The 19,780-nt window shown below is 67.4% G+C and carries 16 protein-coding genes and 1 pseudogene; 8 read left to right on the plus strand and 9 right to left on the minus strand.

Going from position 1 to position 19,780, the window contains the following annotated elements; translation table 11 throughout:
* Positions 1-82: 82 nt before the first annotated feature.
* Complete coding sequence (locus ACFRAU_RS19520) at positions 83-1,039, minus strand: phosphatase PAP2 family protein (protein ID WP_377995333.1); 957 nt, start codon at positions 1,037-1,039, stop codon at positions 83-85.
* Between the two features lie 172 nt (positions 1,040-1,211).
* Here ACFRAU_RS19520 and ACFRAU_RS19525 point away from each other — a divergent pair, with 172 nt between their 5' ends.
* Entirely contained in the window at positions 1,212-1,607 is a 396-nt protein-coding gene (locus tag ACFRAU_RS19525) for a hypothetical protein (protein ID WP_378001130.1), read from the plus strand.
* Between the two features lie 137 nt (positions 1,608-1,744).
* Here ACFRAU_RS19525 and ACFRAU_RS19530 read toward each other — a convergent pair whose 3' ends face one another.
* The 4 genes from ACFRAU_RS19530 to ACFRAU_RS19545 all read right to left on the minus strand — a co-directional run bounded on the left by ACFRAU_RS19530 (position 1,745) and on the right by ACFRAU_RS19545 (position 5,236).
* On the minus strand, positions 1,745-2,062 hold the full coding sequence (locus ACFRAU_RS19530) for a hypothetical protein (protein ID WP_378001131.1): 318 nt from the start codon (positions 2,060-2,062) through the stop codon (positions 1,745-1,747).
* 55 nt (positions 2,063-2,117) lie between these two features.
* Positions 2,118-2,615: a hypothetical protein gene (locus tag ACFRAU_RS19535; protein ID WP_377995336.1), complete on the minus strand. Its 498-nt coding sequence runs from the start codon at positions 2,613-2,615 to the stop codon at positions 2,118-2,120.
* Between the two features lie 132 nt (positions 2,616-2,747).
* Entirely contained in the window at positions 2,748-3,506 is a 759-nt protein-coding gene (locus tag ACFRAU_RS19540) for a response regulator transcription factor (RefSeq protein WP_378001132.1), read from the minus strand.
* Positions 3,503-5,236 carry a sensor histidine kinase gene (locus tag ACFRAU_RS19545; protein ID WP_378001133.1) on the minus strand — a complete coding sequence of 578 codons (1,734 nt, stop codon included), beginning with the start codon at positions 5,234-5,236 and terminating at the stop codon, positions 3,503-3,505. The genes ACFRAU_RS19540 and ACFRAU_RS19545 overlap by 4 nt, the downstream gene beginning before the upstream one ends.
* Positions 5,237-5,826: 590 nt before the next feature.
* Between ACFRAU_RS19545 and ACFRAU_RS19550 the strand changes: the two genes are divergently transcribed.
* The 7 genes and pseudogenes from ACFRAU_RS19550 to ACFRAU_RS19580 all read left to right on the plus strand — a co-directional run bounded on the left by ACFRAU_RS19550 (position 5,827) and on the right by ACFRAU_RS19580 (position 15,198).
* Positions 5,827-7,299: a BTAD domain-containing putative transcriptional regulator gene (locus tag ACFRAU_RS19550; RefSeq protein WP_377995339.1), complete on the plus strand. Its 1,473-nt coding sequence runs from the start codon at positions 5,827-5,829 to the stop codon at positions 7,297-7,299.
* The gene (locus ACFRAU_RS19555; RefSeq protein WP_378001134.1) at positions 7,292-8,683 is read left to right on the plus strand and encodes a sensor histidine kinase; all 1,392 of its coding nucleotides are present in this window, start codon (positions 7,292-7,294) and stop codon (positions 8,681-8,683) included. Before ACFRAU_RS19550 ends, ACFRAU_RS19555 begins: the two co-directional genes overlap by 8 nt.
* Before the next feature lie 97 nt (positions 8,684-8,780).
* The gene (locus tag ACFRAU_RS19560) at positions 8,781-9,779 is read left to right on the plus strand and encodes an o-succinylbenzoate synthase (RefSeq protein ID WP_378001135.1); all 999 of its coding nucleotides are present in this window, start codon (positions 8,781-8,783) and stop codon (positions 9,777-9,779) included.
* 221 nt (positions 9,780-10,000) lie between these two features.
* The gene (locus ACFRAU_RS19565; protein WP_378001136.1) at positions 10,001-12,085 is read left to right on the plus strand and encodes a PhoX family protein; all 2,085 of its coding nucleotides are present in this window, start codon (positions 10,001-10,003) and stop codon (positions 12,083-12,085) included.
* A gap of 248 nt (positions 12,086-12,333) precedes the next feature.
* Positions 12,334-14,142 carry a 2-succinyl-5-enolpyruvyl-6-hydroxy-3-cyclohexene-1-carboxylic-acid synthase gene (menD, locus tag ACFRAU_RS19570; RefSeq protein WP_378001137.1) on the plus strand — a complete coding sequence of 603 codons (1,809 nt, stop codon included), beginning with the start codon at positions 12,334-12,336 and terminating at the stop codon, positions 14,140-14,142.
* A gap of 197 nt (positions 14,143-14,339) precedes the next feature.
* Positions 14,340-14,450 (plus strand): annotated as a pseudogene (locus tag ACFRAU_RS19575) (hypothetical protein); the annotation flags it as partial.
* 163 nt (positions 14,451-14,613) lie between these two features.
* Positions 14,614-15,198, plus strand: coding sequence for a hypothetical protein (locus tag ACFRAU_RS19580; protein ID WP_378001174.1), 585 nt, complete (start codon positions 14,614-14,616; stop codon positions 15,196-15,198).
* A gap of 216 nt (positions 15,199-15,414) precedes the next feature.
* Here the strand turns inward: ACFRAU_RS19580 and ACFRAU_RS19585 are convergent, their stop codons facing one another.
* From ACFRAU_RS19585 to ACFRAU_RS19600, 4 genes are all read right to left on the minus strand, one after another.
* Positions 15,415-16,191: an amino acid ABC transporter ATP-binding protein gene (locus tag ACFRAU_RS19585; RefSeq protein WP_377995345.1), complete on the minus strand. Its 777-nt coding sequence runs from the start codon at positions 16,189-16,191 to the stop codon at positions 15,415-15,417.
* Entirely contained in the window at positions 16,188-17,153 is a 966-nt protein-coding gene (locus tag ACFRAU_RS19590; protein ID WP_378001138.1) for an amino acid ABC transporter permease, read from the minus strand. The genes ACFRAU_RS19585 and ACFRAU_RS19590 overlap by 4 nt, the downstream gene beginning before the upstream one ends.
* A 35-nt stretch (positions 17,154-17,188) precedes the next feature.
* Positions 17,189-18,145: an ABC transporter substrate-binding protein gene (locus ACFRAU_RS19595; protein WP_378001139.1), complete on the minus strand. Its 957-nt coding sequence runs from the start codon at positions 18,143-18,145 to the stop codon at positions 17,189-17,191.
* 176 nt (positions 18,146-18,321) lie between these two features.
* A complete protein-coding gene (locus ACFRAU_RS19600; protein ID WP_378001140.1) occupies positions 18,322-19,704 on the minus strand; it encodes an isochorismate synthase MenF in 1,383 nt (460 codons plus the stop codon).
* Positions 19,705-19,780 lie beyond the last annotated feature (76 nt).

Genomic DNA, 19,780 nt, shown 5'->3' on the forward strand with positions numbered 1-19,780 from the left:
GATCAGGGCGTTCCCAGCGCTGGGAACGCCCTGATCTGCGACCTAGTTGGGTGGGGCGGGGACGGCGGGGCCGGCGCCTTGGTTAGTCCCGGCGCCGGACGGCATACGCAAACAGCGAGGTCGTGGCCACGGTGGCCAGGTACCCGGCGATCACGATCAGCGAAATGCCCGCCCAGAAGTAGTTGGTGGTGCTGGCCTCCTGGCCGATGCCCGGCACGATCATCACCAGCGAATACACGGACACCGCCGCCGAGGCCAGACCCAGCACCACAGGCAGCCCGATCCACAGCCGGGCCGAACCCCAGTGCCCGCCGAAGCCGTCCCAGACGTTCCACTCGTGGCCGTCGTTGCGGAGAATCAGCCAGCCCGCGGGAATCATGAAACAGCCAACCACCAGGAACGCCGCCACTACGTCCGCCGGCCGGTGCCACTGGTTCACCAGTGTGGACATGCCGGACGCGATGGCAAACGTGCCGCCGACGAAGCCGGCCAGCGGACGCCACCGCGGTGACGCCATCAGGAACACGGCCGCGGCCGCGGACGCCGCCAGCGTGGTGTGCCCGGACGGCAGCGAATTCAGCTCCAGCGTCTCGACGCCCCGGAAGGGCCGCAGCGGCAGGAGGTCCTTGAGCACCTGCGTGGCGATGTTCGCCGCGACGCACGCCGCCACGGCAATGCCCGCTGCCCGCCACCGGCGGTGAATTACCGTCACCAAAAGAACAACGACGGCGGCCATCACCAGGGAGATGGTGGGCAGCCAGTCCAGGAACCGGGTGGTCACCTTGCCGGCGGGCCCGTGGATTTCCACGGCCTCCACCAGCGCGGACTCGTCGATGAACTGGCCTGTGGTGGTGCGGACGAAGTAGTAGTAGGTGGCGGCGAGGCCCGTGGCGCAGGCCAGGGTGGCCACGGCGAAGAGGAAGCCGGTGCCCGCTGCGAGGCGCATCCGTCCGGCTGCCGGCTGGCGGCGCGGCTTCTGACCGCCCTGCTGCTGGCGGCCTTGCTTCTTACGGCGGGGGTCCCTGAGCTGGAAAGTCATCGTAACAAGGGTGTCACAGTTTGCTGGGAGTCGCCTGCTTGCCTGGTGAGTGCGTTCTGATTTCATCCCGCAGCAGTTCGACACCGCGGACGTGAAATGGGCACGCGAGCAGCCGGAGGAAACCGGCAGCCGACGCTCCGTGCTGGCGCTGGATGGCCGCTAAAGTTGGTGCATGGGCGGTATCTCGGACGTACTTGGCCCCATCCTGGAAATAATGACGTGGGTGGGCTTCCTCCCCGGCGTGCCGTTGCGCGTCTGGGGACTGGTTATCGAACGGCGCCGCTGCGCCTGGACCAAAACCACGGGAGAGGTCTACACGGCCGGCGGCTTCACCGGCTTCCGGTGGACCGACCAGGCGAACGTCCCGCGCCAGACCCTGGTGGACTCCGACGTCGGGCGGGGCCTGGAGGCCGGTACCACCGTGGAGCTCCATTACGACCTCTGCCACCCCTCGCGGTGGGGCCTCAAACCGCCGAAGCACGACAACCTCATCCTGATCCTCGGCTGGATCCTTACCGGTGTGGGCATCGTGAGCACCGTCGGCGGCTTCGTGCTGCTGCTCTTCTGACGGGCCGTCAAGGGCGGTCCTCCTGCGGTGCCCAAACAATCGGCCCGGAAAACCATTCCGGGCCGGACATGCGTCGGGTACCCGTGCCGCGGCGGGTACCCGGTCTGTGGGGCAGCGGGAGCTGCGTTTTTCGTCGGCTAGACGTGCGGATCGATCGTGGAAGCCCGGCTATCGCGCGGGGAGCGGCCGCCGCGCCGGTTCCTGTCGCGCAGGTGGTCCAGCAGCGCCTGTTCGGGATGCCCGGGGTTCTCAGCAAGGTGGCGCAGGAGCCGGCGCCGGACGTCGGACCGCGGATCGGCTGTGGCGAGCACGTTGTGGATGATGTCCAGGACCTGCTGATGGAGTTCCGAGTCGTCCACCATCACCGTGGTCGGCTGGCCATACGCGGAGTCAACCGTGGAGCCCCATCGCTCCGGCGGAATGGGTTCATACAGATCGCGGAATTCCGTGTGCATCACTGGCTCCTTTTTGCGGGGGGAAACTGCTTCATCGGGTTGCCGCCGCGTGCGATTATTCATTGCTGCTGCCACTCCTGCCGCTGGTGCCGGAGAGACCGTTGGTGCCGGAGAGACCGCCTTTGCCATCGAGCTGGCTCGAGGACGTTGAATCGTCAGTGGGTTCCGCTGCTGGGGAAGTTACCTGGGCCGGTTCCACGACCTCGACGCCGGAATCATCGGACGTTACGTCGGGGTCTTCGCTGGAATTGGCTGGGTCGTCGGGTGCCGGTTCTGCTGCCTTCGTGGAATGAGGCGAGGAGGTGGCAGGATTCAGCGGCGCCGATTTGAGCGCCGGTGACGAGGTCTTGGGCGTGGCCGTGGGGTTGGTGAGCGGCGACAGCCGCGGGGTTTCAGTGGAGCCGTCGAATTTGAGGACCGAGTCGCGGGGGCCCGGATCGCGAACAATTACGCCGGGTTCCTGACCTGTCGGCGCCCCGGTGACAGCCTGCGCCCAGACGGTGAAGCTGGCGAGTCCCACCAGCGGAATGCTCAGCAACGACCAACTCTTCATCGCCCTGCCACACCTCCTTCGTGAAACAACTTTGAGGCGTGAAGGTGAGGCAGGGATGAGACGCGGATGAGAGTCTTCTCATGCGGCCCGGCGGGCCGGATAACGGGAAGCGTCAGATGCGGCCCGGAAGGCCTAGACCGCGTGGCCTTCCGCATCATCAGCGGCCCCGGCTGCATCGCCGGCTGCATCTTCGGCCGCATCGCCGGGAGCCGCAGGGGACGGGCCGGTCAGGCTGACGAGGCGGTAGCCCACGCCGCGGATGGTCTGGATGCGCTCCTGGCCCAGCTTGTGCCGCAGGTACCGCACGTATACGTCCACCACGTTGGAGGACCCCTCGAAGTGGTAGCCCCACACCCGGCTCAGGAGCTGCTCGCGGCTGAGCACCTTGCCGGCGTTCTCCATGAACGTCCGGGCCATGACGAACTCCCGCGCGGACAGGTCGATCACGCGGCCGCCGATCTCGGCGGTGCGCAGGTTCACGTCCAGCGACAGGTCGCCACAGACGAACGTCGGGGCCGCGGAAACGGCCTGTGCGCCCCGGAGGCGGAGCTTGATGCGGGAGAGCAGCTCCTCGAACCGGAATGGTTTGGTCATGTAGTCGTCCGCACCGCCGTCGAGCGCCGTCACCGTGCTCTCCAGGCTGTCCGCCGCCGTCAGGATGATCACCGGAATCGTGGAGTGCATGTCGCGGAGGTTCTTGAGCACGGTGAGCCCGTCCATCCTCGGCATGCCGATGTCCAGGATGAGGAGGTCGAACTCCCCGGACGTGGCGTAATCCAGTGCCTTCACCCCGTCGGAGACCTGGGTGGTGGTGTAGCCGGCCGCCGTGAGGCCCTTGGCGAGGAAGGCTGCGATGCGCGGCTCGTCGTCGGCGATCAGGATCCGTGTCAAGGCGAGCCTCCCGCCCGGGTGGCCAATTCAATGTCCGACGCCGGTCCCGCCGGCTTTGGTTTGGCGCCGGCAGCGTGCGTTCCCTTATGTCGCGGACCTTTTGCCGGCCCCCTCACAGCGGGGCCCTTATCAGCGTGGCCCCTGGCCGCGGGGCCCGTAGCTGCAGCGCCTTCGCTGCCGCTTAGGCTGGCGGCGTCCTCGGCTGCGGAATCATCCGTTTCACCGCCAGCGTCCGTGCCGCCGGAAGGGATTCGGATCACGAAGCGGCTGCCCTTGCCCTCCTCGGACTCCAGCAGCACCATGCCGCCATGTGCCTCCGCGATGGCCTTCACGATGGACAGCCCCAGGCCCGAACCCTCCGAGGCTGCCGAGTTGCTGCCCTTGCCAAAGCGCTCGAAGATGCGCTCATGGTCGTCGGCCGGGATGCCGGTGCCGGTGTCCGACACCCAGATCTCCAGCTGCCGGGATGCCGGGCCTGCCAGCTCCCGCCCAACCACCGCCCGTCCGCCCTGGGGGGCGCCGTCGTCGTTCTCCACCCAAGCCCCGCCAACGGAGATCCGGTCCGACTCGGAGGTGTGTTTGACTGCGTTCGCGGCGAGCTGCTCCAGCGCCTGGGTGAGCCGGCGGCGGTCGGCGCGGATCAGGCCGCCGGGCTTGGCGTCCAGATGCCACTGGCGCTCGCCGAGGACCCGGACCCGGTTCAGGACGTCCTGCAGGAGGTCGTCAGCCTCCACCCAGGTGGGCGTCACGAAGTCCGGGCGGCCGCTGCGGGCAAGGATCAGCAGGTCATCCACCAATACCTGCATCCGGTCCAGCTCGTCCAGGAGCAGCATGCGGGTCTGGTCGACGTCGTCGGGATCCTCGGCTCGAAGCAGCTCCAGGTAGCCGCGGATGATGGTCATGGGGGTGCGCAGTTCGTGGCTGGCGTCGTGGACGAAGCGGCGCTGGTTGTCGAAGCCGGACTCCAGCCGTTCGAGCATGCGGTTGAAGTTCATGGCCAGCTGGGCGACGTCGTCCGTACTGTCCGGCACCTCAACGCGTTTCGTCAGGTCCTCAAAGGTGGTGGCCTCCGTGGCCTCGCGGAGCCGCCGGACGGGACGCAGCAACCGCCCGGTGACCAGGTAGCCCACCAAGCCGGTCAGCGCGAGCGTCGCCAGGGACGCCAGGGCGAAGGTCCACATCGAACCGAAAACCTCGGCGCGCTGGGCGCCGATCTCGCTCGAGGCGATCAGCAGGCCCTGGTCCTGGCGGCCGCCGGCCAGGGAAACGGACGTAATGGCCAGGCGGACCTGCCGGCCGTCCAGGTCGATGTCGCGCATCACGGTCTGTCCGGCCACGCTCCAGCTCCAGACGTGGTCGGTGACGCCGGCCGTGTTCAGGTTGGTCGGCTGGTCCCCTTTGGGCAGGATGACGTTGCCCCCGCGGAGCATGGTCATCACGGACTCGTAGCCGCCGGGAGCCCCGTTGCGCAGATAGGTTGTAAAAAGGTCGTGCAGGGTGGTGTACGCGGCGCCGCCAAAATTCGGCCGGCCCTGTTTGGCAAGCTCGTCCAGGTTCTTGCGCGGCAGCTGCAGCTCCGCGTTGACGCGGTCGTTGAGGCTCTTCAGCTGGGCGGCATGGGTGGCCGCGCCGGCCACAAAGAGGCCCACAGCCATGAAGACGAGCAGCGTGGCCAGCAACCGGAAGCGGACGGAATGGACCTCCGTGCGGAATGCGCCGGCCGCATTCATGGGACTGCCCGGCGTCTTTTAATCTGTGGCGTCCGCAATGTGATGCACGGCAACGCCCGCCGGGCAGAATTTTTTTGAAATCCGGAGCGGCCGGCAAAGACGCTCATTGCCGGGTACTCGGAGTACTTGGTTGTACCCGGCCCGCCCATGGTCCGCCTCATTGGATCACCCGTTTCATGCTGATTCGGCGGTCCTCCTGGGACGAGGATCGCAGTAGTACCGCTCTAACTGCGGTAATACGAATGTAGCCCCGGGTTCTTGGGAAAAACTTGGTGTTTCCGGACCCCGCTGCCGTCCTCCCGGCCGGTTTCGGGGGAGCCGCGGGCCGCCTCAGCCGAGTGGTGGGTGGCTCGATGCAAAAGCAACCAAGTAGTGCCGCCGCCGAAATTCGAGTACTCGCTACTCGTGCCCCTACTTGCCTGAGTGACAAGTATGAATCCAAGCCATTCATGGGGAATGCAGGTCATGGGGATAGTAGGTGCAGACAAATGGTTCAGACGGTTGCAGAAGATACTCGTTGGTCCCGGAGAGTCAACGACGACGAGTACCTTCCTAACTCACTGGAAGAAGCCGGTGGCACAACAACGAAGTTGTCCATCAACATCCTGGGTCCGCTCCGTGTCCGCCGCGGCGGCGTGGTCATCGGATCCCACGAACTTGGCGGTCCCAAGCCCCGCCAGGTCCTTGAAATCCTTTTGCTCAAGCTGGGGACCCCGGTCTCCAAGAACCACCTGATCGATGTTCTGTGGAACGGCCAGCCGCCGGCTGAGGCCCTGTCCACGCTGGAAAGCTACGTCAGCGTGCTGCGCCGGCACCTCCAGCCCGGAAGCGGCAAGGGCGGCGCCCTCCGCACGGTCACCGGCGGCTACATGATCGACCGCAGCATGGTGGACCTTGACCTCGACCGCTTCGATGACCTGCTCAAGCAGGCCGGGCATGCCTCTCCGGAGGAGTCCTTCCGGCTGCTCGAGAAGGCCCTCGACATCGCGTCGGTGCCGCTGCTCGGTGACGAGCTGCTGGCCGGCTGGGCCGAGGAGGAGCGTGCTCTTCACTCCGCACGCGTCGCCAGCATCAAGGCTCGGGCAGCGGAAGCCGCCGTCGCCGTCGGACACCCGGAGCGGGCGGTGGCCCTGGCCAGCGAACTGCTGGTGGACGATCCCATCAACGAGCGCGCCTGGACCGCACTGGTCCTGGGCCTCGAGGAATCCGGGCAGTACATGGAAGCGTTGCGCGCCTACGGACGGTGCCGCCGGGTCATGGACCAGGAGATCGGCTGCCTCCCCGGACGTCCGCTGCGTGAAGCACACGCCCGGCTGCTGCAGGCAACGGCCGCCAGCGAGGATGAAATGGACCTCTCAGATTCTGATGCTCCCATCCCGGCAACATCGCAGATCACGCGGGAAATCAGCATCCTGACCATCGACGACCACAGCACGTTCACCGAACTGCTGACCGCAGCCCTGGACCGCGAGCCCGACCTGCGGAGCGTCGCCTCGGCCACCACCGCCAAGAGCGGCGTGGAGCAGAGCATCGCACTCAAGCCCGACGTCGTTATCATGGACTTCCACCTGCCCGACGGCGACGGCCTCACCGCCGCTGCCCGGATCCTGGCCGACGCCCCGAACACCCGGATCGTCATGCTCACCGGCGACCCGACACCGGAAGCGCTGCGGACCGCCGCCTCGATGGGCATCTGCGCCTTCCTGCCGAAGGGCGGATCGCTGTCCACCCTCCTGGACACCCTCCGCTACGCACGGGCCGGCAACATGGTGGTCCATCCCTCGCTGGTGGCCCAGCTGGGTATGTCCACCCCCGCTCCGGCCCCCGCCGCCCGCGAAGTGGAGCCGGGCGGACCCGTCCTGACGCCCCGCGAACTGGATGTGCTCCGGCTGATGGCCGGTGGCCACGGCTCGAAGGAAGTGGCCAGCAAGCTGGACATCTCCCTCAACACCTGCCGCGGCTACGTGAAGGCAATCTTCGCCAAGCTCGGAACCCACTCGCAGCTCGAATCGGTCATGGAAGCGTCACGGCGCGGCATGCTCGAGCAGCCGAGCCATGGCTAGGCCACCGCTCCGCAAACCTGTTCTGTCCCGCCCGTTCGAATCGCCGGCCAACCACAATTCCGAGGTTTTCAAGGCCGTCCGGCGGTTCCTGCTGATGGGGCTGGTTGCCCTGGTGGTGGTCACCACCCCGGTGGCTTTCTGGATCTGGTCCGAGGCTGAACGCCACGCACTGGAGAACTCCAAGGAGGCCACCGACCACCTGGCCAACAACGTGGTGGGGCCGCTCCTGGACGAGGAAGTCCTGTCCGGCAACCCCACCGCCATTGAACGGCTCGACGAGCGCCTCCGTCCCTGGATGGACGACACGTCGGTCTTCGAGATCAGGCTCTGGAACAAGGACGGGCGCATCGTCTACTCCGAAGACTCGAAGCTGATCGGCAAGAAGTTCGACCTGCCGCACGAGGCGCAGGAGGTCCTGGACGGCGGTGACGTCCCCGCCAACCTGGAAACGCAGAAGGACGAGGTCAACACGCCCAACGTCGAAAACGGCGAGCTCGTGGAGGTCTACGTGCCGGTCACGGCCCCCGACGGGCAGAAGTTGGTTTTCGAGACTTATTACGACGACGACGGCGTCCGCCAGGAGCAGGCTTCCGTGCTGTTCGGCATGGCACCGCCGTTCCTGCTTTCACTGGCCGTCCTGCAGTTGGCGCAGCTGTTCCCCGCAGTCCAGCTGGCCCGCAGGATCCAGGCCTACGAAGCCGGCCGGAGCCGGCTGCTCCGCCGGGCCATCGAAGCCTCCGAGCTGGAGCGGCAGCGCATTGCCCGGGACCTGCACGACGAAGTGATCCAGGAGCTCTCGGGGCTGTCCTACGTAATGGAGTCCGAGGAACTGCACAGTCCGGTGGGCCAGCGGGCGCTGTTCTCCGACGCCCGGCGGATCCTGCAGGACAACGTCCGCAGCCTGCGGGCCATGACCAGCGAGCTGTACCCGCCGGACCTGAACCGGCTGGGCCTCTCCGGGGCGCTTGCCCGGCTCGGCGACCCGCTCGAGGAACGCGGGATCAGCCTTGAGCTCGACCTGCCGGAGCAGTGCGAGCTGGACCGGGACCGCGCGGCGCTGTTCTACCGGGTGGCCCGTGAGGCCCTGGCCAACACAGCCAAGCATTCCAGGGCGAGCAGGGCCGAGCTCCACCTCCAGCAGGACCGTGACCGCGCGGAGATCCGCATCCAGGATGACGGCTGCGGCTTCGACCAGAGCGAGGGGTCACCGGAGGGGCACTTCGGCCTGCGGATCATGAAGGACACCATCGGCGAGGCCGGCGGCACGCTCCAGGTGATGTCCGCCCCCGGCCAGGGGACCACGGTAATTGCCCGCTTCGGGGTCGGCAGCGCCAGGGTTCCGGCCTCCTTCGACCACGAGCCGGAACCGGTGCCCTCGGGGTAACTCCCGCCTGAGCAGCATTCCCCATCCGGGTCCCAAGGCCGCCGGCCCCTCCAATGGAGTGGGGGCCGGCGCAGTTTGCCGCCGGTACAGTGAATTCATGCCTCTCCAGTACCCGCCCCTCGAGGAGCTGCTGCCAAGCGCCCGCGTGGTGGTTCTGCCCATGCGCGTGAAGTTCCGCGGGATCCTGGAACGCGAAACGCTGCTCCTCCAAGGCCCGCTGGGATGGGGCGAGTTCGGCGCCTTCCCCGAATACGGCGACGCCGAAGCCTCACGATGGCTCGCCGCGGCCATCGAAGCCGGCTGGCACGGTTTCCCTGAGCCGCTGCGGACCAGCATCCCCGTCAATGCGACAGTGCCCGCCGTCGAGGCGGGCCGGGTGCCGGAGATACTGGACCGGTTCGGCCGCGTAGACGCCGTCAAAGTCAAGGTGGCAGAACGCGGGCAGACGCTCGACGACGACGCCGCCCGCGTTGCCGCTGTCCGCGCCGAGCTTCCGGACGCCGCCATCCGGGTGGACGCCAACGGCGGCTGGGACGTTCCCGCTGCGGTAGCGGCACTGACCCGGCTGGCCGACGCCGGGCTCGAATACGCTGAGCAGCCGGTGCCGGCGATCGAGGGCCTGGCTGAGGTGCGCCGGCGGCTCCGTGCCGCGGGGGTGCCGGTGCTGATCGCGGCCGACGAAAGTGTCCGCAAGGAGGAGGATCCCCTCAAGGTGGCGCGGGCCGGCGCCGCAGATCTCCTCGTGGTGAAGGTGGCGCCGCTGGGGGGAGTCCGGCGCGCGCTGGAGCTGGTCGCCCAGGCGGGGATGCCCGCCGTGGTGAGTTCCGCCCTCGACACGTCAGTGGGGATCCGGGCCGGGCTCGCGCTGGCCGCCGCGCTGCCGGAATTGCCGTACGCCTGCGGGCTGGGAACGGTCTCGCTGCTCGCAGCGGACGTCACCGCCCAGCCATTGGTGGCCGACGACGGCGCCATCACCTTGCGTGATGCCGTCGCCAACGAGGAGCTGCTTGAGCAGTACGCCGCCCCGCCCGAACGCCGCGACTGGTGGCTCGCCCGGCTCCGCCGGGCGTACGCGCTGATTCCCGCCACGGCCTAGCTTTCCCCGACGCTTCCTCACCTCTTGCGGGTTTTTCCCCGACGCTTCCTCAGGTCTTGCGGGTTTTTCCCCGACGCTTCCTCAGGTCCTGCGGGTTTTCCCCCGACGCTTCCTCACCAGGGCCCGAGTTCACCGGATCTTCATCTGAGTGTCGGCTTCCGGTTCGCTTTCGATGGAAGGGTGGCGGTGCCGCATCTAAACCCTTGGAAGGTCTCTCTCCCATGTCTGAAATCTCCGGACGCAAGTTCGCCCTGTTGCCCATGCTCGGCCACACCAAAGGCAAGCGCAGCCCCATTACCTGCGCGCTCAAGTGCGACAACGCCTGCGCGGGCGATGTCTGCAACACGAGCTCCAACAGCTACTTCCGCGACATTGCCTCCACCACGCTGTCCCGCCGCGCCGCCCTGGGCTTCGGCGCCGCCGGTGCCCTCGCCGTCGTACTTGGCAGCGGCGTTACGTCCAGCGAGAAGGCCGTCGCCGACGGCGGAGCTGGACTGTCTGCCGCCGCGAAGAACGGTTTTGGCCCGGGGGCGTCCAAGCTGCAGTTCACTGCCATCCCCGCCGTTGCGTCCGACGTCGACGCCTTGACGGTGCCGGCGGGCTTCACCTGGCAGCCGGTGATCCGCTGGGGCGATCCGATCTTCAAGGACGCCCCCGCGTTCGAGCTGGGCAACCAGACCGCCGCAGCCCAGGAGCGGCAGTTCGGCTACAACAACGACTACTCGGACATCCTCGAGATCCCCGGCAGCAAGGGCCGGCGCGCGCTGCTTTTCGCGAACCACGAATACACCAACGAGAACATCATGTTCCCGGCCGGCATGCCGGCCGAGCAGAAGCGTGCGGTGGGTGCGGCCGCCCACGGCCTGACCGTCGTCGAGCTGGAGCGCAAGAACAAGAACAAGCCGTGGAGCTACGTCCAGGGCGCCCCGCTGAACCGCCGCTACCTGAACAGCACCCGCTACGAGCTGACCGGCCCCGTCGCCGGCTCGGACCTGGTCAAGACCGTGGCCGACCCCGAGGGCCGCTGGATCAGCGGCACGCTGGGCAACTGCTCCGGAGGAACCACCCCGTGGGGCACCATCCTCTCGGGCGAGGAAAACTTCAACGGCTACTTCGTTGCGCCGGGCACGTCCGCCTCGGACAAGCGCTACGGGCTCACCAACAAGGCCACGGCACGGCAGTGGGAGCTGGACGACCCCCGCTTCAACGCCAATAACGCCGGCTACGAAAACGAAACCAACCGCTTCGGCTGGATTGTCGAGGTGGACCCGTTCGACCCGACCTCCACGCCGAAGAAGCACTCTGCCCTGGGCCGCTTCAAGCACGAGGGCGCCAACGTGATTGTGGCCAAGTCCGGCCACGTGGTGGCCTACTCCGGCGACGACGAGCGCTTCGACTACCTCTACAAGTTCGTTTCCAAGGCCAAGTACCGCGAGGGCGACCGCAAGCACAACATGACGCTCCTCTCCGAGGGCGACCTGTACGTTGCCAAGTTCACCGGCAACGCCCCAGCCGCGGAGATCGACGGCAAGGGCTCCGTTCCGTCCGACGGCTCCTTTGACGGCACCGGCGAATGGCTGCCCCTGGTGGTCGGCGGCAAGTCCATGGTTGCGGGGATGTCCCTCGAGGACGTGCTGGTGTACACGCGGCTGGCTGCGGACAAGGTGGGCCCCACCAAGATGGACCGCTGCGAGGATGTCCAGCCCAGCCTCCGGACGGGCAAGGTCTACGTGGCCTGCACCAACAACTCGGACCGCGGCAAGCCGGGCAAGGAAGGCGCCACCGAGGTCAACCCGCGCAACGAAAACCGCGACGGCCACATCGTGGAAATCACGGAAACCGGCGACCAGACCTCCACACGGTTCACCTGGAACCTGCTGATGGTCTGCGGCGATCCCTCCACCGGCGACGTCACCTATTTCTCCGGCTTCCCGGCTGACAAGGTCTCGCCGATTTCCTGCCCGGACAACCTGGCCTTCGACTCCGTGGGCAACCTCTGGATCTCCACCGACGGCGCCCCCTCCGGCATCGGCAAGGCCGACGGCCTGTTCAAGGTCACCCTGGATGGCCCCGAGCGCGGCCGCGTGGAGCAGTTCCTCGCCGTGCCGCGCGATGCAGAAACCTGCGGACCGATCGTCCACGACACCGAGCGCAGCGTTTTCGTCTCCGTACAGCACCCTGGCGAGGAGGGCACCTTCGAGGCGCCGCACTCCTACTTCCCGGACTACGTTGCCGCCGGCGCGACTCCCCGTCCGGGCCAGGTCCGCGCTCCCCGCCCGGCCGTGGTCCAGGTGTTCCGCGCCTAGGCTCCGCCTCGTTCTGACGCCGACGCCCCAATCGCTTCCTCACATCCGGTCGGGTTTTCCCCGACGATCCATCAGATCCTGCCGCTTTTAGCCGAACGCGTCCTCATTTTCCTTGGGAAGTGAGGACGCGTTTGGCCCTGGGCGGCAGGAGGTGAGGAAGGGTTGGGGGTGAGGCGGCAGAACGTGCGGAAGGGTTGGGGATGAGGCGGCAGAACGTGAGGAAGGGTTGGGGGTGGCAGACTGGTTCGGTGACTTCCCACGACCCCGCCGAGCCTGCCGTCCCCGCTGCCGCTGAGCCTGAGTCCTCTTCTGTTGAGCCGTCCGGCGCCCCTGCCGATTCCTCGGACCACACTGACCCCGGGCCCACGCTGACGTCCGTGGCGTCCGCGCGGATTGCCGTCGCGTCGCTGCTCGACGGCGGCGTCCGGTACGTCGTGGTGGCGCCGGGCTCGCGGTCCGCCCCCATGGCGTATGCGTTGGCGGAGGCTTCGGCGGCCGGGAACGTCGAGCTGCTGGTCCGGATCGACGAGCGCTCGGCCGGCTTCACCGCCCTCGGCCTGGCCCTGGCCACGGGCGCGCCGGCAGCGGTGCTGACGACGTCGGGGACCGCCGTCGGGAATCTCCTCCCCGCGGTTATGGAGGCCAACCACGCAGCTGTCCCGCTGGTGGTGGTCTCGGCGGACCGGCCGGAGGAACTGCGCGGAACCGGCGCGAACCAGACCACCATCCAGCTGGACCTCTTCGGTGAGCACGTCCGCTTCGCCGTCGACATTCCCGCCGGCGAAAGTCCGCAGCGCGCGGTGGAAACGGCGCTCGCCGCCGCCACCGGGGCTTTCGAGGATACGCCGCCGGGACCGGTGCAGCTGAACCTTGCCTTCCGCGATCCCCTGGTGCCCGACGCGGGGGAGCGGCTGCCCGAAGAACGCGGCCACGGGACCTTCCGGATTGGCACCGAACCGCTCACCATGACCCTCGATCCCGCCCCGGCCGAGCTCCCCGAGAGGCGCACCGTGGTCCTGGCCGGGCACGACGCCGGTCCGGTCGCCGAGGCTTTCGCCCGCGCCCACGGGCTGCCCCTGCTGGCAGAGCCGTCGTCCAACTCCCGCTTCGGCCCCAACGCGGTGGGGCCGTACCGCGTGCTGCTGGAGCACTTCGGACCGGACTCGGCGCTGCCGATCGAACGTGCGGTGGTGTTCGGCCGCCCCACGCTTTCCCGGCCGGTGTCGGCGCTGCTGGCCCGGACGGACATCCCGGCGGCCCTCTATGAGCCGGTGCCGGTGGCCTGGTACGAGCCAGGCAGACGCCGGGAAACGCCCATCACCAGCCTGGCCGAACTCGCGGAGTTCGCCGGCCGGGGCTCGTCCGCCTGGCTCGACGCGTGGCTGCTCGCTGGCGCCGCGGCCCAGCATGCCGTCGACGGCATACTCGCCACGGCAGAGGCAGCAACCGGCCCCGCCGTCGGCGCCCTCGTGTGGCAGCACGCCCGCGGCCAGCTGGTCCTTGGCTCGTCCAACGGCATCCGCGACGTCGACCTCGCGGGCCAGCCCGCCGCCGAGCCGTCCGCCACGGTGTTCGCCAGCCGGGGCCTCGCCGGCATCGACGGCACCATTTCCACCGCCACCGGCATCGCCCTCGGCGGCCACCAGGAAACCACCCTCCTCCTTGGTGACGTCACCTTCCTGCATGACGCCGGCGGCCTCTTCCTTGGCGCCGGCGAGGAGCAGCCGCAGTTGCGCATTGTGGTCCTCAACGATGCCGGCGGCGCCATCTTCAGCCTCCTGGAACACGGTGCGGTCGCCGAGGCAGGCGGCTACGGGGACGCCGTCGAGCGCCTCTTCGGCACCCCGCACTCAGTGGACATTGGGGCACTCGCCGCTGCGTACGGCGTCGGGCATTGCTCGGTGAGTACGACGGCGGGACTCGCCGAGGCGCTTGCCGCGCCGTTCACCGGACGCACCATCATTGAGGTGCGCACGGACCGGCATGAACTCCGCGCGCTGCACGGCAGGATCAAGGCGGCGGTGGGTTCGGCAGTGGCAGGCGTGCTCGCGGGCTAGGACCCTCACGACACGCAACCGGCCGCGCGACGCGTAAAATTCCTCACGCAGGCGGAATTCCCTGCGCGCCGGCAAATGTGCGCGTCGCCGGGTATTTCCCGCGTCGTTCGGCCAGGGGCGCGTTGCGGCGGCGGCGATATCCACATGGCGCCACGGACGTCTGCCGGGCGGCGCCACGACCTGCGAGAGTACGAGCCATGGCAGAACTACCAAGGCTCGTCCTCGCCCGCGAGCACATTCAGCAGGGACTGACACCCAAGATGCTTGCCCGCCGCTGCAGTTCCGGTGCGCTGGTCCGGCTGCGGCACGGAGTGTATGTGGACGGGGAAGCGTGGGGGTCCCTGCAGCCATGGGACCAGTACCGGCTGAAGGTGCAGGCCGCTGCCGAAACCTTCGCCGCGCCGACGGTGTTCGCGTGGCATTCGGCGGCCAGCGTTTTGGGGCGTTCCGACAATCGGCCATCACCATCCGGTGCATGCACTGACGTTTCAGAACGACGGCGGCCGGTCCCGGGCGGGCGTACGCCGGCACTACGCGGCCCCGGCCGGCGTGAAGGTCTCCCGGCATGGCGGCCTCCTGGTGACAGGCCGCGTGCGCACTGTCCTGGACCTTGCGGCGTTCACATCCTTCGCCGAAGCCATCGTTCCGCTGGACCACGTGCTTAGACGTGACAAGGCCAGGAACTTGCCGGCACTGTCCAAGGAACAGCTCCTGGCCGAAATCGAGGGCAACTACACCACCGCAGCAGCGCGGCGGATCACCGCAGCCATCGAGTTCGCCGATCCACTGTCCGCATCCGCGGGGGAGTCGTACGGCCGCGCGCTTATGCATGTGGCCGGCTTTGAACCGCCTGCCCTCCAGCACGAGATCCGCGACGGGGGCGGGCTGATTGGCTACTCGGACTACTACTGGGACGGTGCCCGGGCGGCCGGAGAGTTCGACGGCGAAGAAATGTACGTGAAGCCGGAATACCTAAAGGGCCGGACCCGTCGCAGGCAGTGGTGGACGAGAAATACCGGGAGGACAGGATCCGGGCGACTGGCCGCACCGTGGTGAGATGGGTGTGGGCGGACCTGATGGCGCCGGGACGGCTGGAACGGAAGCTGGCGTTGGCGGGCGTGCCCCGCCGTCTTGCTCGGTCCGCACGGTGACGTCGCTGCATCTGGCGACGCGCAAAGTTACCCATGACGCGCAAATGCCCCGGCGCTACCGGAATTCCAGTAGCGCCGGGGCATTTGCGTAGCGCCGGGGCACTTGCGCGTCGCAGGACGATTAGAGAACCCGGCTCAGGAACTCCTTGGTACGGGCATGCTGCGGGTTGGCGATGATCTCGCGGGGATCGCCCGTCTCCACCACGACGCCGCCGTCCATGAATGTCAGGCTGTCGCCCACTTCCCGGGCAAAACCGATTTCGTGGGTCACCACGATCATGGTCATGCCCGACTTGGCGAGGTCCTTCATCACGTTCAGGACATCGCCCACGAGTTCGGGGTCCAGGGCCGAGGTGGGTTCGTCGAAGAGCATCAGCTCGGGCTCCATGGCGAGGGCCCGGGCGATGGCGACGCGCTGCTGCTGACCGCCTGAAAGCTGCGACGGATAGTGGTCGGCGCGGTCGGCCAGCCCCACCCGGTCCAGCAGTTCCAGCGCTTTCTTGCGCGCTGCCTCACGAGGCTGGCGCTTCACCTGGACCGGCGCCTCCATGACGTTCATGAGGGCGGTCTTGTGCGGGAACAGGTTGAACCGCTGGAAAACCATACCGATCTCGCGGCGCTGCGCAGCGATCTCCTTGGTTTTGAGGTCGTGCAGCCGGCCGTTCACCTCGCGGTAGCCGATCAGCTGGCCGCCCACGGAAACCCGTCCGGCGCTGATGGTTTCCAGCAGGTTCACGCAGCGCAGCATGGTGGACTTGCCCGAACCGGAGGGCCCGATGACAACGGCTACCTCGCCCTGGTTGACGGTCAGGTCGATGCCGCGCAGCACATGGTGATGTCCGTAGTACTTGTGCAGGTCCTCGATCCGGACCAGCGGCTTTTGGGCGGTGATCGTCATTTGGCGCTCTCCTCGGGGAAGTCCATCTTCAGGGCCGGTTCCGCTTCGGCGCTCGGGGCGCCGGCCGCGGCTGCCCTCGCTGCCGCGGGGTTCACGACGGCGGGTACCCGGTTGTCCACTCCCTTGCCGTAGTAGGCCTCGATGTAGTGCTGGCCAACCATCAGCACGCTGGTGATGACGAGGTACCAGATGGCCGCGACGATCAGCAGAGGCACCGGAAGATAGGTCCGGTTGGCCAGGTTGTTCGTCGCGAAGGTCAGGTCCAGTGTGAACGGCACTGCCAGAACCAGCGAGGTGGTCTTGAGCATGCCGATGGTTTCATTGCCGGTGGGCGGAACAATGACGCGCATGGCCTGGGGGAGGATGATCCGCCACATGATCTTGGTCTTGGCCATGCCCAGCGCCTCAGCGGCTTCCATCTGGCCACTGTCCACTGACTTCAGTCCGGCCCGGAAGATCTCGGCAAGGTACGCCGATTCGTTCAGGCCAAGCCCCAGGATTGCGGCAACCAGGGCGGTGATGACAGTGCTGGTGTCCAGGCTGAACAGCTGCGGCCCGAACGGAACTCCGGCAGCGATCTTGGGGTAGAGGACCGATACCAGGCCCCAGAAGATCAACTGCGTGTATACGGGGGTGCCGCGGAAGAACCAGACCCAGGCCCAGCTGGACCAGCGGAACACCGGGTTATCCGATTGGCGCATGAAGGCCAGAATGATCGCCAGGACAATGGCGAGGACCATCGAGGCCACTGTCAGCAACAGCGTCCAGCCCACGCCCTGGACCACCTTGACGTCCAGGATGTAGGTGGCCACGATGTCCCACCGGAAGTTCGGGTTGGTCACCAGGCTCTGCGCGAATACCGCCAGTGCGCCGAGGATGACGACGGCGCTGATCCAGCGGCCCGGGTGCCGAACGGGTACTGCATTGTTCAGGACCGGTGCGGTTTGATGATGGTGGTCCATCTGTGCACCTGACTTGTGGTCGGTGACGGGAGTGCTCAAGAGCCGGCCGCCGGGTTGACTTCGGATTTGGTGATGGCGCCTTCGCCATTGCCCCAGCCGTCAAGGATCTTCTTGTACGAGCCGTCAGCCATGAGCTTGGTGAGGGTCTTCTGGATCACGTCGGCCAGGGCCGTGTCCGACTTCGCCACCGCGATTCCCTGCGGGGCTGAATCGTATACGTCGCCGATCTTCTCCAGCTGGCCGTTGGTCTGCGACAGGGCGTAGCCGATGATGGGGGAGTCCGCTGCCATGGCGTCGATGCTGCCGTTGACCAGACGGGTGGTGACGTCAGTCTGGTTCTTCAGCGTGATGATGTTGATGGGCTGCTTGCCGGCTGCCGTGCACTTCTTGTTGCGGCCGGAAAGATCGGGATCTTCCTGAACGGTGCCGGTCTGGACGCCGATGGACTTGCCGCAGACGTCGTCCAGGGAGAAGCCCTTCGGGTTGCCCTTCTTCACAGCCCAGGCGGTGCCGGCGTTGAAGTAGCTCACCATGTTGACCGCGCCGAGGCGTTCCTTGTTGATGGTGAAGGAGGAGATGCCGAGGTCATACTTCGGGCCCAGCGCGGGCAGGATGCCGGTGAATTCGGACGTCTGCACCTGCACCTTCAGGCCGAGGGTGGCGCCGATCGCCTTGGCGATGTCCACGTCGTAGCCAACGGGGGTCTGCCCGTCCGTGCCGATGAATTCCGCGGGGGCGTAGCTGGTGTCCGATCCGACAGTAAGAGTGCCCTTGGACTTGATCGCGTCGGGGACCGAGGCGGCCAGCGCGTCATCCTTCTGGACGGTCGAAGGGTCGAAGCTGGCCGCGGTGCTGCCCGACGGCGACGCCGCACCACCGGGAGCGGCGGACTCCGAGGCGTTGGTGCAGGCTGAGAGCGCCAGTGCGCCAATGGCGAGAACCGTGGCTGCCTTGAGCTTTGAATTGCCCACGAGCGAACGGGAGATCTGCATATTCTTACCTTTTGTTGCGGGAGGGATGCGGAACTAGCGGATATAGTGTAACGCCGATCAAGAGATGTGCGTCACAGGTAACTTAGTTTCACTATTGGATAACTGTTTGGAGGTTAAGCGCAAGGGCTTTTGGTGAGGGGGTGTCCGGGATATGAGACACGCCTACCCGGCTGGGCTCAGGAGCTGATCCGCAGTGACTCCAGCATCGGACGGAACTTGGCCCACGTCTCCGCCAGCTCCGCCTCGGGCTGCGAGCCCTCAACAATTCCGCAGCCGGCATATAGCCGGACCGTGGTGGGCGACTCGATGACGGCCCCGCGCAGGGCGATACCCCACTCGCCGTTGCCGGCAGCGTCCAGCCAGCCGACCGGGCCGGCGTACGGGCCCCGGTCCAGGTGTTCGAGCTTCCGGATCAGCGCCCCTGCAACCTGCGTGGGCGTGCCGCACACGGCGGCGGTGGGATGCAGCGCGTTGATCAGCGCCAGGCACGTGGGGACGTGGCCCTCCACCTCGGTGAGCTCGGCCTTGACGTCGGACGCAAGGTGCCACACGTTGGGCAGTTCCAGGATGAACGGCTCGTCGTGGGCATTCATGGCCTCGGAGAAGGGCGCGAGCTGGGTGGTCAGCGACTGGATGGCGATCTCATGCTCGTGCCGCTGCTTCTCTGATCCGGCCAGTACCCGCTCGGCGTAATCCAGCGGCAGCCCGGCCTCGCCCACGGCGTCCCGGCGGTCCAGCGTCCCGGCCAGAACCCGGGCCTGGGCGGTGCGGCCCTCCACCTGGATGAGCATTTCCGGCGTGGCCCCCACGAGGCCGTCCACACCGTAGGTCCAGCATTCCCGGTACCGGCCGGCCAGTTGCCGCAGCACCTCCGCCGCGTTCACGCCTTCCGGAACCGTTGCCACAATGTCGCGGGCCAGAACCAGCTTCTCCAGTTTCCCGGTGCGGATCTCGGCAACGCCGGCAGTGACGGCGTCCATCCAGTCCTCTTCGCTGAGGGAGCCGGTCTTCAGCGTGGCCTCTTGTGAAAAGGTCGGGGCCGGATGTACGACGGCGGCGGCTGGGTCCGTGGTCAGCCCACCGTCTGTGGGGGAGTCGAGTATTGGGGAGCCGACGGCGGGCGGCGGGTCCGACTCCAGCCATCCCTTCAGGGCGGCGACGGCTCCGGCCTCGGTGAGTTCGCCGTCGTCGGCCGTTATCTGGGTGAGCCAGGCGCGGCCGTCCCGGACGCCCACCACGATCTCCGGCACGATGAGGCGGGATTCATGGTCCGAAGCCTTGGAGAACGCGAAGGACCCGAACGCCACCGGGCCGGTGCCCGGGCACTCCACGTGGTCTGTGATGTCCGCCTCGATGACCAGGTGGCGCCACCAGATGTCTGCCTCGAGGAACCGGTCGGGGCCCGTTGCCGTGAAGCGGGCAGCCTCGCCGAAGCCCACCAGGCCGGCCTCGCGCCGGGTCCAGCACAGCACATCATCGCGGACCAGATACGACGGCAGCCCCTCGGGAGCCGATTCTCCATCCAAAGGGACTGTCAGGGTGCGGAGCGTGCTGGTCATGATGGGTCAACAGTACTCCGCGCAGCAAGTTGGGAGCGTTTCCCGGCGGATCAGCCGGGCCACCACGCCCGGCGGC

The organism is Arthrobacter sp. NPDC056691 (genome assembly GCF_042791415.1).
GTDB lineage: Bacteria > Actinomycetota > Actinomycetes > Actinomycetales > Micrococcaceae > Arthrobacter.

Bases quoted from the DNA above. Each gene is read 5' to 3' on its own strand.
- ACFRAU_RS19600 (WP_378001140.1), bottom strand. From the start codon at position 19,704: ATGACCAGCACGCTCCGCACCCTGACAGTCCCTTTGGATGGAGAATCG.
- ACFRAU_RS19585 (WP_377995345.1), bottom strand. From the start codon at position 16,191: ATGACGATCACCGCCCAAAAGCCGCTGGTCCGGATCGAGGACCTGCAC.
- ACFRAU_RS19525 (WP_378001130.1), top strand. From the start codon at position 1,212: ATGGGCGGTATCTCGGACGTACTTGGCCCCATCCTGGAAATAATGACG.
- ACFRAU_RS19565 (WP_378001136.1), top strand. From the start codon at position 10,001: ATGTCTGAAATCTCCGGACGCAAGTTCGCCCTGTTGCCCATGCTCGGC.
- ACFRAU_RS19555 (WP_378001134.1), top strand. From the start codon at position 7,292: ATGGCTAGGCCACCGCTCCGCAAACCTGTTCTGTCCCGCCCGTTCGAA.
- ACFRAU_RS19545 (WP_378001133.1), bottom strand. From the start codon at position 5,236: ATGAATGCGGCCGGCGCATTCCGCACGGAGGTCCATTCCGTCCGCTTC.
- ACFRAU_RS19590 (WP_378001138.1), bottom strand. From the start codon at position 17,153: ATGGACCACCATCATCAAACCGCACCGGTCCTGAACAATGCAGTACCC.
- ACFRAU_RS19530 (WP_378001131.1), bottom strand. From the start codon at position 2,062: ATGCACACGGAATTCCGCGATCTGTATGAACCCATTCCGCCGGAGCGA.
- ACFRAU_RS19595 (WP_378001139.1), bottom strand. From the start codon at position 18,145: ATGCAGATCTCCCGTTCGCTCGTGGGCAATTCAAAGCTCAAGGCAGCC.
- ACFRAU_RS19535 (WP_377995336.1), bottom strand. From the start codon at position 2,615: ATGAAGAGTTGGTCGTTGCTGAGCATTCCGCTGGTGGGACTCGCCAGC.
- ACFRAU_RS19520 (WP_377995333.1), bottom strand. From the start codon at position 1,039: ATGACTTTCCAGCTCAGGGACCCCCGCCGTAAGAAGCAAGGCCGCCAG.
- ACFRAU_RS19560 (WP_378001135.1), top strand. From the start codon at position 8,781: ATGCCTCTCCAGTACCCGCCCCTCGAGGAGCTGCTGCCAAGCGCCCGC.